Source organism: Mesorhizobium sp. BH1-1-5, assembly GCF_020165615.1.
Lineage (GTDB): Bacteria > Pseudomonadota > Alphaproteobacteria > Rhizobiales > Rhizobiaceae > Mesorhizobium.
Map to the genome: position 1 here is coordinate 206,535 of NZ_JAIUIM010000012.1, position 16,367 is coordinate 222,901.

The window sequence follows — 16,367 nt, forward strand, 5'->3', positions numbered from 1 at the left end:
TTATCGGCGCGCGTCAAGCACGGAGAAACGGCGCTAATATTATAACGCGATCTTAAACCCGATTTGCTTTGACTGGCAGCAGGAGAGCAGGCCAGGGACGTGATGAGCGCACGCCACGACAGCAGCCCGTTGACGCGTCAGGTCACGCTGACCGTGCTGACGCTCGCCGCTTTCGCTTTGGCCATCGTCGTCGGCTTCGGCTTCTACGCCGCCGGCCAGGCCGATAACGCCTCGCTCGAACGGCAGAAGATGTTCATCGCCGATGGCCTGCAGGACCAGATCGCGGCTGTTGAGCGGGAGCAGGAAAGCGTTTCGGTCTGGGACGATTCCGTCGTCAACGCAAAGGCCGGCAACCAAGCCTGGATGGCCGACAATCTCAGCGTCTGGATGTACACCTATTACGGCCATAACCGGGTCTACATTCTCGATAGCGCCAACCATCCGATCCACGTCATGCGCGAAGGCAAGGTGGTCGACCCGTCCGCTTATAGCCAGGATCAGCCCGCCCTTCTCCCCACCATCGAAAAACTGCGCGGCATGCTCGCGCGACCGCCCAAAGCCGACATGTCCGGCCAGCCCGTGAGGTTGGCTGCCGAGGACCTGGTGTCGCTCGACGGCAAGCCGGCGATATTGAGCGTCATGCCGCTGGTGCCGAGCTCGGACAGGGTTACCCAGGCGCCGAGCACCGAATACCTGCATGTCTCGGTCGAATTCATCAACGACGCCGTGATCGGCAAGCTCGCCGGAAAATATCTGCTCGAGGGCGCGCGCCTGGTGCCGCTGTCCGAGCCGGCCGGCCTGGCCGCGGTGCCGCTGGTCGATTCGCGCGGCGTCATCCTCGGCTATATCGGCTGGGATCAATTGCGGCCCGGCCTTGCTTTGGTGCGCAAGATCGCGCCGGCCCTGGCGATCGCGCTGCTCCTGGCGGGCGGCGTGCTGGTGTTCCTGTTGCGCAGGTTGCGTCGCGCCTCGGCCGCGTTGCAGACAAGTCAGGACGAGGCGCAATATCTCGCCTTCCACGACATGCTCACCGGCCTGCCCAACCGGGCGCTGTTCGATGACCGCCTACGGCGCACGTTGCTGTTCGCCGGCCAGGACAAGACACGCGTGGCGCTGCTTTACCTCGACCTCGATCGCTTCAAGCATGTCAACGACACGCTCGGCCATCCGGCCGGCGACGAGCTCGTGCGCCAGACGGCGGCGCGGCTCAAGCACACGATCCGTGAAGTCGACACCGTCGCCCGGCTCGGCGGCGACGAGTTCGCCATCATCCTGCTCGACGTTCCCGATGTCGGCAGCGCCGAGGACATCGCCGAAAGGTTGCTCTTGAAGTTGCGTGAGCCGTTCCGGCTGATCGACGACCAGGTCTTCGTCAGCGCGAGCGTCGGCATCGCGCTGTCGTCCGGATCGGACATCGACGCGGACGACCTGCTGCGCAAGGCCGACATCGCGCTTTACGAGGCCAAGAAGAACGGTCGTGGCCGCTACGAGGTGTTCGCCGGCGACATGGATGATCTGTTGTTGCGCAAGCGCAAGGTCGAATCCGAACTCCGCAAGGCGCTCGACGGCGAAGGTGGCACAAAGCTCGCCTATCAGCCGGTTTTCGCCGCCGACGGCCGCGCGATACTGGGGGCCGAAGCGTTGATCCGCTGGGGGCATGAAGTGCATGGCGCCTTGCCCGCGGCGCAATTCATCGCGATTGCCGAAGAGCGCGGCCTCATCGGTGAGCTCGGCAAATGGGTGCTCGGCGAAGCCTGCCGCTTCGCCGTCGGGACCGAATTGCCGTGGATCGCAGTCAACATCTCGCCGATGCAGCTGCGTGATATCGGCTTTGCCGAAGAGGTCGCCGAAATCCTGAGAGAAACTGGGCTCGACCCGTCCCGCCTGCAGCTCGAGACCACCGAAAGCGTGCTGCTCGAGCACAATGACACGATCGGCACCGTGATTGCCGCGCTGCGCCAGTCCGGCGTGCGCATCGTGCTCGACGATTTCGGCACCGGCTATTCCTCGCTGAGTTATCTGCGCCGCCAGGCGATCGACAAGTTGAAGATCGACCGCTCTTTCGTGCGTCTGCTCGATGAGGACCAAAGCGCCCGCGCAATCGCCAAGACGCTGATCGAGCTGGCGCTGGCGCTTAAGGTCGAGGTGACCGCCGAAGGCGTCGAGACCGACACGCAAAAGGCCTTGCTGGTCGGCATGGGCTGCCACCAGTTGCAGGGTTATCTGCTGTCGCCGCCGCTGGAGCCCGGCCAATTGCTTGCACTGCCGGGCCTTTCGTCAGCCGACCGGGAACGTTCCGCTGCTCGCGCATAGATCGGTTCGCCATTTCGCGGAAACGGCGAACCGCTCTATCTCTTTGTTTTGACGCAATTCCAGATGGAAAACCGCGTCACACTTTTCCGGGAATTGCTCTCGCCTACCACCCAGGCATGATCTGGTTTGCCTTGACCCGCTTCATCTTGGCGAAGGCGAGTGCCGCGAAGTCGAAGCTTCCGGCCTCTTCGCTGATCGGCACCGAGATGTTGTCGAGACTTTCCGCGATGTGGCGGGCCAAAGCATCGACGATCTCCGGCTGCGAGGTCTGGCCGCGCATGATGCCGATACGGCAGTCCGGCAACTGGCCGAAGCCGTCGGCCTCGCCGAGCACGCGCATACCGGGCCGAAGCGCGCATTCCGGCAGCACCGAGACAGCCAGGCCCGAAAGCACGGCGGCGGTTATGACGGTAGCCGAAAAGCTCGAAAACAGGATGCGGTAGTCGCGCTTTTGCCGGTCGAGCACGTCGACCGCGGCGCGGCGCCAGATGCAGTTCGGCCGGCCGAACGCCATCGGCAGGGTTTCCTGTTCATGCGTGGCGTGGTTGGCCGAGGTCACCCACAAAAGCGGCTCGCGCCGCACCACCTCCGACTGGCCGCGCGTGTCGTTATGCGTCACCAGCGCCAGGTCGAGATTGCCCCGCTTGATGTGCTCGACCAGCCCGGGCGTCGGCTCGCAGACGACCGTCAGCTCGACGCGCGGGTTGGAGCGCGAGAAGCGCGCCATGATCTCCGGCAGGAAGCGGTCGGCGTAATCGTCCGGCGTGCCGATGCGGATCGTGCCTTCGAGCCGCTGGTCGTCGAAGGCGGCCAAGGTCTCGCGGTTGAGGTAGATCAGCCGCCGCGCATAGGAAAGCAGCCTGTCGCCCTCCTCGGTCAGCTTGTTGGTGCGGCCGTCCTTCTCGAACAGCGGCTTGCCGATCCGCTCCTCCAGCCGGCGCATCTGCATCGACACGGCCGACTGCGTGCGGTGCACCTCCTCGGCCGCGCGGGTGAAGCTTCCTGTATCGGCGATCGAGATGAAGGTCTGCAACTGATCGAGGTCAAGCGGCGCTTTCATCGGTCCAACCCATCATTGATGTTGATACTAGAGATTAAAAACATTCGTTGGATTAATCAATCGCGCGATGGCAAATTGGCATTGTCCACATGAAGGCACTGCATGTCGCCCAAAAGTGGCCCCCAATTTAGGGGGCGACATGCATCACTTTAACAGTATCGAGACCGGAACGGCGCTTCTCCCAAGGCGCCGATTGCCTGGTTTCGTCCGCTCGACTCCTGGAAGGAGAGACTGACATGACCACGATTGAATTCGCTTCCGAGACCCCGCGCATCACCACGCGTCCGGCCGTTGCGACGCGCGTGCTCAATGCTCTCGCCAACGCCTATGTCGCCTGGAAAAATCGCCGCGCCTTCTATCGCCTGGGCGAGATGTCGGACGCCGAGCTTGCCGATATCGGCCTGACCCGCGCCGACCTCCATGTCGCCGTGGCCGTGCCGTTCGGCCGCGATCCGACGGTGAAGCTGCGCGCGATCGCCAGCGAGCGCGCCGACACGATCGAGGACCTCGCTCGTCAGGTCGCCTGAACGGTCGGCTTGTCTGGATTTCCGGTCGCGTTTGAACCTTTTTAGGACCCGGCGCGACCAAGTTTCATGCAGGCTCCCACACTCCCTGCCGGTTCCCCGCCGGCCAGCCTGCACATTGCCCGGTTCCTCCTCCAGGACCGGGCATTTTTTTAAGCTGTGCCGCCATTCAGGTGAGGCCGGCCTGAAAACGGCGGCTTCCGGTGCTCACGTACTCAAGTACGCTCCGCTCCGGTTCTCGGAATCCGCCGTTTTCGACTCGGCCTGACCTGAATCTCGACACACCTTGGATCGGTGAAAAACCTACCGCCGGTCCATGTCGCGCTTGAACTGGTCGAAGATCGTGCCGACGTTCTTCTCATACTCGTCGCGCTGCTGCGCGCCGGTCTCGAACATCTTGCCGAAGATATCGTCGAACGGGTTTCGCGGACGGCCGCTCGGATTGGTCTGCGGCTGTTGCGGCGCGCTCTGCTGCGGCTGGCGCTGTTGCGGCTGCGGCGCCGGCTGCCCGCCAGGCAGGCCGAAACCCCCGCCGCCCTGGCGCAACATCTCCTCGAAGATCTTGCCGAGCGGGTTGTCGCCATAGGGGCTCTGCGTCTGTTGCGGTTGAGTCTGCTGGGGCTGCTGCGGAGCGCCGCCGCCGAACATATCCTGCAGCACCTTGCCGAGGGGATTTTCACCGTAAGGATTGGGGGCCTGCCGGGGCTGGCTTTGCGGCTGCGGCTGCGGAGCGCCGCCGCCGAACATGTCCTGCAGCACTTTGCCGAGCGGGTTCTCGCCATAGGGACTGGGCGCCGGCTGCGGCGCCTGGCGTTGCTGCGGGGTCGGCGCGACGCCGCTTTGCCGCATCATCTCCTCGATGATCTCACCGAGCGGATTGTTGCCGCCGCCGAAACCGCCGGCGGCCTGCATCTGGCTGTTGGTCTGCTTGAGCAGCCCGCCCATCATCATCGAAGCCATGGCCGGCAGCATCTGTTGCAGCACCTGCTGGCTCAGTCCCGTCGCCTGCGCGGCCTGGCTCGCCACGGCGCGCGACAGATCCTTCGAGCCGAACAGATGGCCGAGAATGCCGTTGCCCTCATTGATGCCTTGCGGCGAAAAGGCTCTGGTAGCGTCCTCGAAATACTTGGCGTGCTGGCCGCTCGCCATCGCCGTCATGAATGCGCCCATCCCGTAAGGGTCGGCGGTGTTGCGCTGCAGCCCCTGCGAGAAGGCGGGCAGCAGCGCCTGGACCGCGGCCTGGGTCTGCTGCATCGAAAGCCCGTACTGCTGGGCCAGCGCCTGCATGCCGGCGCCGTTCTGGGCTTGGGCGAATATGTCGAACAGGGAAGGCATTGGCATCTCCTCCGAGAACATCCTCGTGGAAGAAACCTAGTTCGTTTCCATTCCTGATTGAAGCGGCTTTCGTCGCGCCACCGTCACGCGGAACCCCGGACGGTTAATAGGCATATTCCATGAACACCGGCTCGATCGAGCCGCCCCAGCGCGTGTGGTAGGCCGAAAGCATCTCCTCGGCGCTGGTGGTGCCGCGCGCCACGACCTCGTCGAGCGTGTTGAGGAAGGACGTCTCGTCATAGCCGTCGCGGTTCTTCCTGGCCCGGTTCTTCAGGCCCGTGCGCGAGATGGCGAGCACGTCGCGGGCGATGTCGCGCAAGGTGGCGTTGCGGAACGGCGCGCCAATGCCCAGCTCCGGCACGGCGTTGCGCATCGCCAGCGCTTCCTCGTAGGTCCAACTCGCGGTCAGCGCCTCGGCGGCGTCCAGCGCCTGCTCGTCATAGAGCAGCCCGACCCAGAAGGCGGGCAGGGCGCAGATGCGCCGCCACGGCCCGCCGTCGGCGCCGCGCATTTCCAGGAAACGCTTCAGTCGCACATCGGGGAACAGCGTCGAGAGATGATTTGCCCAGTCGCCCATCGTCGGCAGGCCGTCAGGGATTTCATTGCGGGCCGCGCCCGCCATGAACTGGCGGAACGTGTAGCGCGTCATGTCGTGATAGTGGCCGTCGCGGATGACGAAATACATCGGCACGTCGAGCGCCCATTCGACATAGTCGGCAAAACCGAAATCGGGCGAGAAGCAGAATTCGAGCATGCCGGAGCGCTGGTTGTCGGTGTCGCGCCAGATGTCGCCGCGCCAGCTCTGCAGCCCGTTCGGCCGGCTCTCGGTGAAGGGCGAGTTGGCAAACAGCGCCGTCGACAGCGGCTGCAGCTTCAGCGACACCTGCATCTTGCGGCGCATGTCGACCTCGCTCTCGAAGTCGAGATTCACCTGGATCGTGCAGGTGCGGTACATCATGTCGAGGCCCTTGGTGCCGACCTTCGGCATGTAGCGCGTCATGATCTCGTAGCGCGACTTCGGCATTTTCGGCGTGTCGGCCAGTGACCATTTCGGGCTGCCGCCGAGGCCGAGGAAGCGGATCCCCATAGGCTCGGCGATCTCGCGCACCTGCGCCAGATGGGCGTTGCCCTCGCGGCAGGTCTGGTGGATCGACTCCAGCGGCGCTCCGGAAAGCTCGAACTGGCCGCCTGGCTCCAGCGAGATCGCGCCCTGGCCGGTCGGCTCGACAAGGCCGATGATGCGGCCCGCATCCATGATCGGATCCCAGCCGAGCTTTTCCTGCATGCCCTCGAGGATGGCGCGGATGCCGCGCTCGCCGCCATAGGGTACAGGCGCGTTGCCGTCGACATAGAAGGGGAATTTCTCGTGCTCGGTGCCGATGCGCCATTTTTCGCGCGGCTTGTTGCCGGCGGCCAGATAGCCCACCAGTTCGTCGATGCCTTCTATCGGCTGGGTATCGGTTGTGTCGCGCGCCATCTCGCCCCTCCGTGCGCATGATCTCCGAAAACCGGCACCGATTTCCGTTGGACGTCCTGCGCAAGACTTTAAATTTTACAGCGCCCTTTGCTCCACGAAAGGGAGGCGCGGTGCTGCAGTGGCCGGACGGCCGCCGGCGCTAGATGGACGAAATGCTGGCAGCCGATCAAGCAAAAAATCCTGAGCCAGGCCTCAACAGGATTTGATCACCAGTCGCCGATCGTCCCCTGGATCGCGGCAAGTGCGGCCACCGCCGCCGTGTCGGCGCGCAGGATGCGGGGTCCGAGCGGGACGGCGGTGACGAAAGGCAAGGCCCTCAGCATCTTGCGCTCGTCCTCGGAGAACCCGCCTTCCGGACCGACCAGAAGCGCAAGTTTCTTCTCTTTGACCGCTTGCAAGGCCGGCAGCGGATTGTTGGTCGAGGCATCCTCGTCGCAGAAGATCAGCCGCCGCTCCTCGTCCCAATTGGCAAGCAGCCGTTCCAGCTTCTCCGCCTCGCGCACTTCCGGCACCGCCAGGATGCCGCATTGCTCGGCCGCCTCGACGACATTGGCGCGCAGCCGGTCGATGCCGGGCTTTGCCACTTGCGTGTGCTGGGTGATGACCGGCTGCAGGATGCCGGCGCCCATCTCGACCGCTTTCTGCACAAGGTAATCGAGCCGGCCTTGCTTCAGCGGCGCGAAGCAATAGACGAGATCGGGCAGCGGCGGCTGCGGCCGCTGCAGCTCCAGCACCTTCAGCCGGACCGCCTTCTTGGACTTCGCGGCGATCGAAGCCGACCATTCGCCGTCGCGGCCGTTGAAAAGCAGAATTTCGGCGCCTTCGGCGAGCCGCAGCACATGGGCGAGATAATGGCTCTGCTGCTGGCCGGCGTTGAATTCGAGGCCGCTTCCAAGATCGTCCGGCACGAACAGCCGCTGCATTTTATAGTTGGCGCGCATGGCCCAAGCAGGTTCCGCAAAAGTGTCCCGCGGTTTTGCGATCAGAACCTGCGAAAAACAAGGCAATCTAGGCAGATATTCGTGGGATGTCCCACGAATATCTGCCGACCAATGAGCGAGGCCGGCTGCGTCGTCAAGTATCGGCGGTCGGATGCCAGACCGGCGCGAAGCCTTGCCGCAATACTGCAATGGTGGTCGCCGGCGTCAGCAGGCGCATCGGCCAGCCGGCAAGGCGATCGAAGGCAATGGGTTCTGCATAGCCCGCGAATGACCATTTGCGTGCCGTGCCGGCTCGCAGCGCATAGGCAACGTCGCCTTGCGCGATCATCGTTCCATCGGGCAGGCCGCCAAGCTCCGGCACGGTGACGAGGGGCGGCTGTCCGCCCGAAGCCATCCGTTCCTTGTGCAGCCGCTTGTCGACCATCGGCGCGCGCGGCTCATCGAAGCCAAAAGCCAAACCGAAGCGGCCGACGAAATCGGTCGCATGTTCGCGCTGGCAGAAGAAGCAGGGCCGATGGCCCGCGGCCAATGCCGTCACCTCGTCGAGGAAGAACAGCTCGGTCCAGCCGGCTTTTCCTCCTGGCCGGTTGCGGCCCATCGGCTCGCGCCGCACATTGCGGAACTGGCACACGCAGATGATCCAGGCCGGCAAGGCCCAGCGCTTCCTCAGCAGCGTCCTGGTCTCCGGATCATGGATGATGCCGCGATTGCCGGTGAACAGGCCGCGTTCCGGCACGGTATGGATGGCGCCGAAGGGATCGACCCGGTTCTGCAGTGGCATAGCTTTCTCTCCGCGGCGCATCTTGGCTGAAACACGGGCCGCATGATATCGCTCGACCCAGCATTTTCATGTCAGCAGGGTTTCGATGCGGGTTTTGGTCGTCCAGAATTTCGACAATGAGGGCCTCGGCCAGATCGGTGCTGCCCTGGTGGAAGCCGGCGCGGACATCGATCTGCGCAAGCCCTACAACGGCGAAGCGCTGCCGCAGGACAGCAGCGGGCACGACGCCATGGTCATGCTGGGCGGCGCCCAGAATGCGCTCGACGATCAAATCTGCCCCTACTTCCCCCATTTACTCGACCTGACGCGCGATTTCGCCGACAAGGATCGCTCGGTTCTCGGCATATGCCTTGGCAGCCAGCTCGTGGCGCGGGCCTTCGGCGGCACCAACCAGATCGGCGGCGCCACCGAGTTCGGCTGGCACAAGGTGTCACTGACGCCGGCCGCCAAATCGGACGCGGTCCTGGCGGCGCTGCCCGAGAAATTCCCGATCTTCGAATGGCATGACGACACGTTCGGCCTGCCGGAAAAGGCCGTGCGGCTGGCCGGCAGCGCGGTCGCCGAAAACCAGGCCTTCCGCCTCGGCCGAGCCGTCTATGGCTTCCAGTTCCATTTCGAGGCGGATACCCCGATGGTGCGCGACTGGAGCACGTCCTTCGCGGCGACGATCGCCGCGCGCCATCCCGACTGGAACGACCGCCTCGACGACGAGCTCGCCCGCAATGGCGCCGACGCCGACGCCGCCGGGCTGGCGATTGCGCGCGCCTGGGTGGCGACCATCTGATTACCCGGCCAACCGAGCACAGCGTGGCATATTTGGCACGCCTCTTCGTTTCCGCCTGGGGAAAACGCTCTTCATCCTTGGTTTGTGTCCGGCCGCTCGCCTAAGAGGGCGCGCCTTGTATCGGCGATGCAACCGCCATGAACCTTTTGTGTGATCTAGCCGACACACCGGCGATACAGAATCTGCTTAGAAGCGCGAAATCGTCGAAACATTGAGACGCATTTTATCGTTTCAACGCATTGGTAACCGCCTCGTGCCCAGATGCAGAAAGCTTAACCAGAGATGACGTCCATGAAAGCAGCTCTCCTGTCTTTTGTCATGCTGTCTGCCATCGTGCTCTGCGGCCTGGGCATTTATGCCGCCGACGCAGCGACCAATCACCGGGCCGTCGACGGCTACGGCGTCACCGCCTCGCTGGACTAAACCCAATCAAAAATCGGAACAGGCCTGCGCCGGGCGCGCCTAAAGCGCTTTGCCCTGGACGGTCAGGATGCGTTTGTCGCCGCCATTGACGGCGAGCGCGCTCAGCGTTCCGGATTTCCAGGCGAGCGTGTCGACATTGACGCGGTTGGCCCTCACGTCCGCTTCGGCAACGGGCGTGTGCCCATGCACGATCACCTTTGAAAACAGCCCCGGATAGTCGTGGAAGGCGTCACGGATCCAGATCAGGTCCTGCCGGCTCTGACGGTCGAGCGGCACGCCCGGCCTGATCCCGGCATGGCAGAAGAAGAAGTCGCCGAAACTGACCGAAAAAGCCAGCGATTGCAGGAAATCGACATGGCTGCGCGGCACCGCTTTCACCAGGGCCATATGTCCCCGTGCGATCGCGTCCGCCTTGCCGAACCAATGGCCGTCGCGCAGAAGATCCACGCCATAGGACTGCGCCGTCTGGACGCCGCCATAATTCAGGAACAGGCCGTCCGGCTCGCCGTTGGCAAGGAATTCGAGCATGCCGATGTCGTGGTTGCCGGCGAGCATGACGTTGCGCGGATCGCGTTTCTGCGCCTCGATCAGGAAGTCGATGACGCTTTTTGAATCGGGACCGCGATCGACATAGTCGCCGAGATGGATGATGCGCCAGTCGGACCCAGGCGCATATTCCAGTTCGCTCTCGATACGCCGGTGCATGGCGGCGAGCAGGTCATGGCGCCCATGCACATCGCCGATAGCGTAAAGCCGCACGCCTTCCGGCCCGCTTGCGTCGAGATAATGGATGCCGGTTTCGGTCAAGGCGGGTCTCTTCCCCCGTGCGGGATATCGGGGCGAAGCTAGCGCAGGCAGGTGAACAAGCCCCTAGCGGCGCAACTGCTCCTTGCCCATGTCGGTGACGAGGCGCTTGCCGCAGAGCGCCAGCGTGATGTCCATTTCCTTGCGGATGATTTCGAGCGCCTTGGTGACGCCGTCCTTGCCCATCGCGCCGAGGCCATAGAGGAACGGCCTGCCGATATAGGTGCCCTTGGCGCCGAGGCAGAGCGCCTTGAGCACGTCCTGGCCGGAGCGGATGCCGCCATCCATATGCACCTCGATCCTGTCGCCGACAGCATCGGCGATTTCTTCCAGCACCGAGATCGACGAGGCGGCGCCGTCGAGCTGACGCCCGCCATGATTGGAGACCACGATCGCGTCCGCTCCGGTCTTCGCCGCCATCAGCGCGTCCTCCTTGTCGAGGATGCCTTTCAGGATCAGCTTGCCGCCCCAGCGCTCCTTGATCCAGGCGACATCCTTCCACGACAGCTGCGGATCGAACTGCTCCGTCGTCCAGGATGACAGCGAAGAGACGTCGCCGACGCCCTTGGCGTGGCCGACGATGTTGCGGAAGGTGCGGCGCGGCGTGCCGGCGATCCCCAGGCACCAGCGCGGCTTCAGCGCCAGGTCGACGATGTTGGCAAGCGTCATCTTGGGCGGCGCCGAAAGGCCGTTGCGCAGGTCCTTGTGGCGTTGGCCCAGGATCTGCAGGTCGAGCGTCAGCACCAGCGCCGAGCATTTCGCCGCCTTGGCGCGGTCGATGAGGTTGAGCACGAAATCCTTGTCGCGCAGCACATAGAGCTGGAACCAGAACGGCTTTTTGGTCGCCGAGGCGACATCTTCGATCGAGCAGATGCTCATGGTGGACAGCGTGAACGGCACGCCGAACTCTTCCGCCGCCCGCGCCGCCAGCATCTCGCCGTCGGCATGCTGCATGCCGGTCAGCCCGGTCGGCGCGAGCGCCACCGGCATCGCCACCTTCTCGCCGATCATGGTCGATTCCAGCGAGCGGTTGCTCATGTCGACCAGCACGCGCTGGCGGAACTTGATCTTGCCGAAATCCTCTTCGTTGGCGCGGTAGGTGCTCTCCGTCCAGGCGCCGGAATCGGCGTAGTCGAAGAACATCTTCGGCACCCTGCGGCGTGCCAGGTCCTTGAGGTCGGCGATGGTGAGGATTTCGCTCATGATGGATTCCCCGCTGATGGCTAGGAGCGTTTGCGTGTGGGTTCGATGTCGTCCGAGCGTTGTCTGAGGCGCAGCCTGGACACGCGCTGCCAGTCGCCGCTGCGCTCGGCTTCCGCCATCGAGCGTTCGACATAGGTGATGTGGTCCATCGCAGCCTTGCGCGCCGCGATCGGGTCGGCCGCCTTGATCGCGGCATGGATCGCCCGGTGCTGCTCGAGCAGCGCCTCGCGCGCGCCGGGCACGCTGAACACCAGAAGCCTGTTCTGGAAGACGCCCTCCGACAGCAGCCGATAGCAGGAACGCAGTGTGTGCAGGAGGATGATGTTGTGCGCGCATTCGCACACCGCATGATGGAACTCGACGTCGATTTCCGCCTCGTCGTCGAAATCGCCTGTACGGTGCGCTTCGTCCATGCGCGCCATGATGCGGTCGAGCAGGGCCAGATCCTCCGGCGTCGCCCGTCGCGCCGCATATTCGGCCGCCACCGCCTCGATCTCGCGCCGGTATTCCAGATAGTCGGTCACCGCCTTGCGGTGCGTGGAGATCAGGTCCGTCACCGGCTTGGTGAAGAGTTGCCCGATGACGTCGGCGACATGCGTGCCGCCGCCAGCCTTGGTCGTCAGCAGTCCCCGGCCTTCCAGCGCCTTCAGCGCATCGCGCAGGATCGGCCGCGACACGTCGAACTGGCGTGCGAGCTCGCGTTCGCCGGGCAGCCGGTCGCCGGTGCGCAGCACGCCTTCCAGGATCAGGCTCTCGATCTGCTGCACCACCTCGTCGGCGGTGCGCGAATGCTCGATCCTGGAGAAAATGTCGCTCAAAGGGACGCCTGGATAAACGGGATGGAAGTAACCCAGATTAAAGCGTCCCTCGCCAACTGGTCAAATTATTTATCCAATTAGCCCAGTCCGGGGGCATTGCCTGCCGCGCGTCATCGCCGCCGGACGCCAATATTTGCTGTTTACGCGTCCCGCCGATTGCCGCAAGACGACCGGATTGCACGATGGGTCGAAATCAGGGGGACCAGCCGTGTCGGACGAGACGTCCAAGCTCGAATTCCAGCCGCGCGCCCAAGGCAGTGTCATGGGCTTCCCGGCGCATGAGGGGCGACCTGGCGCGCTGGGCGAGGTCCATGCCCGCCCGCATCCGTTGATCGACAAGCCGCGGGTGCTGATCCAGCTTTCCTTCATGACCGAGGGCGGCGCCGCGGTCGACCATGCCGTGCTCTCGGAACTATCGCGGCGACTGGGCATTGCCGCGCCCGAGCGCTACGCGCGCCATCATGCCATGAAGTGGGGCAAGGGCACGCTGCGCTGGGAACGGCATACGGAATTCTCGACCTATCTGTGGGAAGGCCCGCTGGCCGAAAACGGCCGGGGCCAGGAGGATTCGCCCTTCGGCAATGGCTTCTCGCCGTCCGGCACGGTGATTTCCGGCATCCGCCTCGAAATCCGCAAATGGACGCAGGCGAGCGAAAAGCTGGTCGCCGGCTTCGATCCGACCAGCCTGTGCTATTCGCTGGTCGAGCGGGGCGCTGCCGCCATCATCACCGATTTCCGCCAGGACGGCGACGGCCTGACCCGCATGCTGGTGCTCGATCGCGGCCTGACGCCGGCCAGCACCGGCGCTCTGTCGCAGCGGCTGATCGACATCGAGACCTATCGCACGCTGGCCATGCTTGGCCTGCCGATGGCGTTGACGCTGTCCGGGCGCGCCCGTCGCATCGAGGACCGCCTGGCGCAGACCACGCTGGAAATGAAGGCGATTGAAACCCGAGACAGCCAGACGCTGCTCGCCGACCTCACCGAGCTCGCCGCCGAGCTCGAGGCCGACGCCGCATCCAGCCTCTATCGCTTCGGCGCCAGCCGCGCCTATGACGGCATCGTCACCGAAAGGCTCGAAGCGCTGGATGAAGAGCCGGTGCAGGGTTTTGACACCTGGGCGGGCTTCCTCTTGCGGCGCATGGCGCCGGCCATGCGCACCTGCCGTTCGGTCGAGGAGCGCCAGGCCAACCTCTCGCGCAAACTCACCCGCGCCACCACGCTTTTGCGCACCTGGGTCGACGTCGAGGTCGAGAAGCAGAACCGCGACCTGCTCGCCTCGATGAACAACCGCGCCCGGCTGCAACTGCGCCTGCAGCAGACCGTCGAAGGGCTGTCCGTGGCCGCCGTGTCCTATTATGTCGTGGGCCTGATCGGCTATGTCGCCAAGGGCGCCTCGATCTTCGGTCACGCTTTCGCGCCCGAAGTCGTCACCGCCGCGTCCGTCCCGGTCGCCATCCTGCTTGTATGGTGGGGCGTGCGCCGGGTGCGGAAGATGCATTCCGAGCCGGCGAAGCATCCGGGCGAGTAATCTCCCCCCTCGAGGGGGAGATGTCGCCGAAGGCGACAGAGGGGGTCGCTGCGCGTGAAGCTCCAGCGCCTTCCTTTACGCCAGGCGGAGTCGGCGATCTACGTTAGACGACCCCCTCTGACCGCTTCGCGGCCATCTCCCCCTCAAGGGGGGAGATTCGAGCGCCAGCGGCAGATTGCCGCTGCGGAAGCTTGGCACTACGCTCGCCGGCGCATCTGGCGAAAGCAGCGTTTGCAACAAAACCGCCAGGCTGGTAAAAGATTTTGACCAGTCAAGCGAGATGCCCGATGTCCGGCCTAGCCATGCCCAAGCCAGATGCCGAGACGATGCGCCGGCGCGCCGAGATCGTCGCCGACATGCGCATCATCGTGCCGGGCGAGGGGGTCGTCGACGCGGCCAATGAGATGCGTGCCTTCGAGAGCGACGGCCTGACCGCCTACCGGCAACTGCCGCTGGTCGTGGTGCTGCCGGAAACGGTGGCTCAGGTCTCGCGCGTGCTGAAATACTGTAACGAGCGCAACATCCGCGTCGTGCCGCGCGGCTCCGGCACCTCGCTCTCGGGCGGCGCGCTGCCGCTCGAGGATGCGGTGCTGCTGGTCATGAGCCGCTTCAACCGCATTCTGGCGATCGACTATCCGAACCGCATCGTCGTCGCCCAGCCCGGCGTCACCAATCTCGGGATCACCACAGCCGTCGAGCAGGAGGGCTTTTATTACGCCCCCGATCCATCCTCCCAGATCGCCTGCTCGATCGGCGGCAATGTCGCGGAGAATTCCGGCGGCGTGCACTGCCTGAAATACGGTCTGACCGCCAACAATGTGCTGGGCATCGAGATGGTGCTGATGAATGGCGAGGTGGTTCGGCTCGGTGGCAGCCATCTCGACCAGGAAGGCTACGATTTGCTCGGCGTGATGACCGGCTCCGAAGGCCTGCTCGGCGTCGTCACCGAGGTGACGGTGCGCATCCTGAAGAAGCCTGAGACGGCGCGCGCGCTCTTGATCGGCTTCCCGACCAGCGAAGAGGGCGGCCAATGCGTCGCCGACATCATCGGCGCCGGCATCATTCCTGGCGGCATGGAGATGATGGACCGCCCGGCGATCCACGCCGCGGAGGATTTCGTCCATGCCGGCTACCCGCTCGATGTCGAGGCGCTGCTCATCGTCGAGCTCGACGGTCCGGGCGTCGAGGTCGACCACCTGATCGGCCTCGTCGAGGCGATCGCCTATAGGAACGGCTCGACCACCTGCCGCATCTCGCAGTCGGAGCAGGAGCGGTTGAGCTTCTGGGCCGGCCGCAAGGCCGCCTTTCCGGCGGTCGGCCGCATCTCGCCGGACTATTACTGCATGGACGGCACCATCCCGCGCAAGGAACTGCCGCGCGTGCTCGCCGGCATGCGCGATCTTTCCGAGAAATACGGCCTCGGCGTCGCCAATGTCTTCCACGCCGGCGACGGCAACCTGCACCCGCTGATCCTCTACGACGCCAACGTGCCGGGCGAGCTCGACAAGGCCGAAAGCTTCGGCGCCGACATATTACGGCTTTGCGTCGAGGTCGGCGGCGTTCTGACCGGCGAGCACGGCGTCGGCGTCGAGAAGCGCGACCTGATGCCGGAAATGTTCAACCAGATCGACCTCGATCAGCAGATGCGCGTCAAATGCGCCTTCGATCCCAACCACCTGCTCAACCCCGGCAAGGTTTTTCCGCAATTGCGCCGGTGTGCGGAGCTGGGAAGGATGCATGTGCATCGGGGACAGGTGGCGTTTCCGGATATTCCGAGGTTTTGATGGGGACGTGGGACAAAAGTTCCTCGCCCCCGCAAAGCGGGGGAGAGGTGGCTCGGGCGAAGCCCGAGACGGAGAGGGGAACGCCCTCTCCGCCAAGCCGCCGCTCGCCAGAAAAAATTGCTCGTGCCCGCGAGCTTCGCCACGGTGACAATCAAGCGGAAGCGACCCTCTGGAACGAGCTCAAGGCGAAGAAACTGGGCGGCTACAAATTCGTTCGCCAGATGCCCATCGGCCCGTATTTCGGGGATTTCGCCTGCAGGAGCAAAAAACTGATCGTGGAGCTGGATGGCAGCCAGCATGCGGACAGTCCATATGACAGGCGACGCGACGAATTCATGCGTGGTGAAGGCTTTTCGGTTTTGCGGTTCTGGAATTTTGATGTTTTGAAGAACACGAGGAATGTTTGCGAGACGATACTTGCCGCACTTGAAGGGCGGCTTGCTGAAGATGTGGCTGCTGCCGACCTCAGGTCTGTATTTGCGGCTAAGAAGATCGGAGACAGCGCTCTATGATGGCCCCCCGGCCGTCCGCTGCAGACCGAGCACACGCTCGACCTCTCGCGCCTCACCGGCGTCACCCTCTACGAGCC

General features: G+C 64.3%; 15 protein-coding genes. 7 read left to right on the forward strand and 8 right to left on the reverse strand.

Going from position 1 to position 16,367, the window contains the following annotated elements:
* Nucleotides 1-102 precede the first annotated feature (102 nt).
* Nucleotides 103-2,313, forward strand: a complete 2,211-nt coding sequence (locus LB572_RS18155; protein WP_224668656.1) for an EAL domain-containing protein — start codon at nt 103-105, stop codon at nt 2,311-2,313.
* Between the two features lie 103 nt (nt 2,314-2,416).
* On the opposite strand, the gene LB572_RS18160 is transcribed toward LB572_RS18155, so the two are convergent.
* Nucleotides 2,417-3,373 carry a LysR substrate-binding domain-containing protein gene (locus LB572_RS18160; protein WP_140802193.1) on the reverse strand — a complete coding sequence of 319 codons (957 nt, stop codon included), beginning with the start codon at nt 3,371-3,373 and terminating at the stop codon, nt 2,417-2,419.
* A 236-nt stretch (nt 3,374-3,609) separates the two neighbouring features.
* Between LB572_RS18160 and LB572_RS18165 the strand changes: the two genes are divergently transcribed.
* Nucleotides 3,610-3,900, forward strand: coding sequence for a DUF1127 domain-containing protein (locus tag LB572_RS18165; protein WP_041010015.1), 291 nt, complete (start codon nt 3,610-3,612; stop codon nt 3,898-3,900).
* A gap of 300 nt (nt 3,901-4,200) precedes the next feature.
* Here LB572_RS18165 and LB572_RS18170 read toward each other — a convergent pair whose 3' ends face one another.
* The 4 genes from LB572_RS18170 to LB572_RS18185 form a co-directional block, all read right to left on the reverse strand.
* Entirely contained in the window at nt 4,201-5,232 is a 1,032-nt protein-coding gene (locus tag LB572_RS18170; protein ID WP_224668657.1) for a DUF937 domain-containing protein, read from the reverse strand.
* A 103-nt stretch (nt 5,233-5,335) separates the two neighbouring features.
* On the reverse strand, nt 5,336-6,709 hold the full coding sequence (locus tag LB572_RS18175) for a glutamate--cysteine ligase (protein ID WP_224668658.1): 1,374 nt from the start codon (nt 6,707-6,709) through the stop codon (nt 5,336-5,338).
* 206 nt (nt 6,710-6,915) lie between these two features.
* Entirely contained in the window at nt 6,916-7,650 is a 735-nt protein-coding gene (locus tag LB572_RS18180) for a 16S rRNA (uracil(1498)-N(3))-methyltransferase (protein WP_224668659.1), read from the reverse strand.
* A gap of 133 nt (nt 7,651-7,783) precedes the next feature.
* Complete coding sequence (locus tag LB572_RS18185) at nt 7,784-8,431, reverse strand: hypothetical protein (protein ID WP_224668660.1); 648 nt, start codon at nt 8,429-8,431, stop codon at nt 7,784-7,786.
* An 85-nt stretch (nt 8,432-8,516) separates the two neighbouring features.
* Between LB572_RS18185 and LB572_RS18190 the strand changes: the two genes are divergently transcribed.
* Entirely contained in the window at nt 8,517-9,215 is a 699-nt protein-coding gene (locus LB572_RS18190) for a type 1 glutamine amidotransferase (protein ID WP_224668661.1), read from the forward strand.
* A 291-nt stretch (nt 9,216-9,506) separates the two neighbouring features.
* On the forward strand, nt 9,507-9,638 hold the full coding sequence (locus tag LB572_RS34435) for a hypothetical protein (protein ID WP_263498119.1): 132 nt from the start codon (nt 9,507-9,509) through the stop codon (nt 9,636-9,638).
* 39 nt (nt 9,639-9,677) lie between these two features.
* On the opposite strand, the gene LB572_RS18195 is transcribed toward LB572_RS34435, so the two are convergent.
* From LB572_RS18195 to LB572_RS18205, 3 genes are all read right to left on the reverse strand, one after another.
* On the reverse strand, nt 9,678-10,445 hold the full coding sequence (locus LB572_RS18195; RefSeq protein ID WP_224668662.1) for a metallophosphoesterase family protein: 768 nt from the start codon (nt 10,443-10,445) through the stop codon (nt 9,678-9,680).
* 63 nt (nt 10,446-10,508) lie between these two features.
* Complete coding sequence (locus LB572_RS18200) at nt 10,509-11,648, reverse strand: alpha-hydroxy acid oxidase (protein ID WP_318014046.1); 1,140 nt, start codon at nt 11,646-11,648, stop codon at nt 10,509-10,511.
* Between the two features lie 17 nt (nt 11,649-11,665).
* The gene (locus LB572_RS18205; RefSeq protein ID WP_224668664.1) at nt 11,666-12,463 is read right to left on the reverse strand and encodes an FCD domain-containing protein; all 798 of its coding nucleotides are present in this window, start codon (nt 12,461-12,463) and stop codon (nt 11,666-11,668) included.
* A 208-nt stretch (nt 12,464-12,671) separates the two neighbouring features.
* Between LB572_RS18205 and LB572_RS18210 the strand changes: the two genes are divergently transcribed.
* The 3 genes from LB572_RS18210 (at nt 12,672) to LB572_RS18220 (ending at nt 16,290) form a co-directional block, all read left to right on the forward strand.
* On the forward strand, nt 12,672-13,994 hold the full coding sequence (locus LB572_RS18210; RefSeq protein WP_224668665.1) for a DUF3422 family protein: 1,323 nt from the start codon (nt 12,672-12,674) through the stop codon (nt 13,992-13,994).
* Nucleotides 13,995-14,281: 287 nt separating this feature from the next.
* The gene (locus LB572_RS18215; protein WP_140802183.1) at nt 14,282-15,778 is read left to right on the forward strand and encodes an FAD-linked oxidase C-terminal domain-containing protein; all 1,497 of its coding nucleotides are present in this window, start codon (nt 14,282-14,284) and stop codon (nt 15,776-15,778) included.
* Between the two features lie 47 nt (nt 15,779-15,825).
* Nucleotides 15,826-16,290 (forward strand): endonuclease domain-containing protein, encoded by a 465-nt coding sequence (locus LB572_RS18220; protein WP_224668666.1) that lies wholly within the window; start codon nt 15,826-15,828, stop codon nt 16,288-16,290.
* Nucleotides 16,291-16,367: the final 77 nt, after the last annotated feature.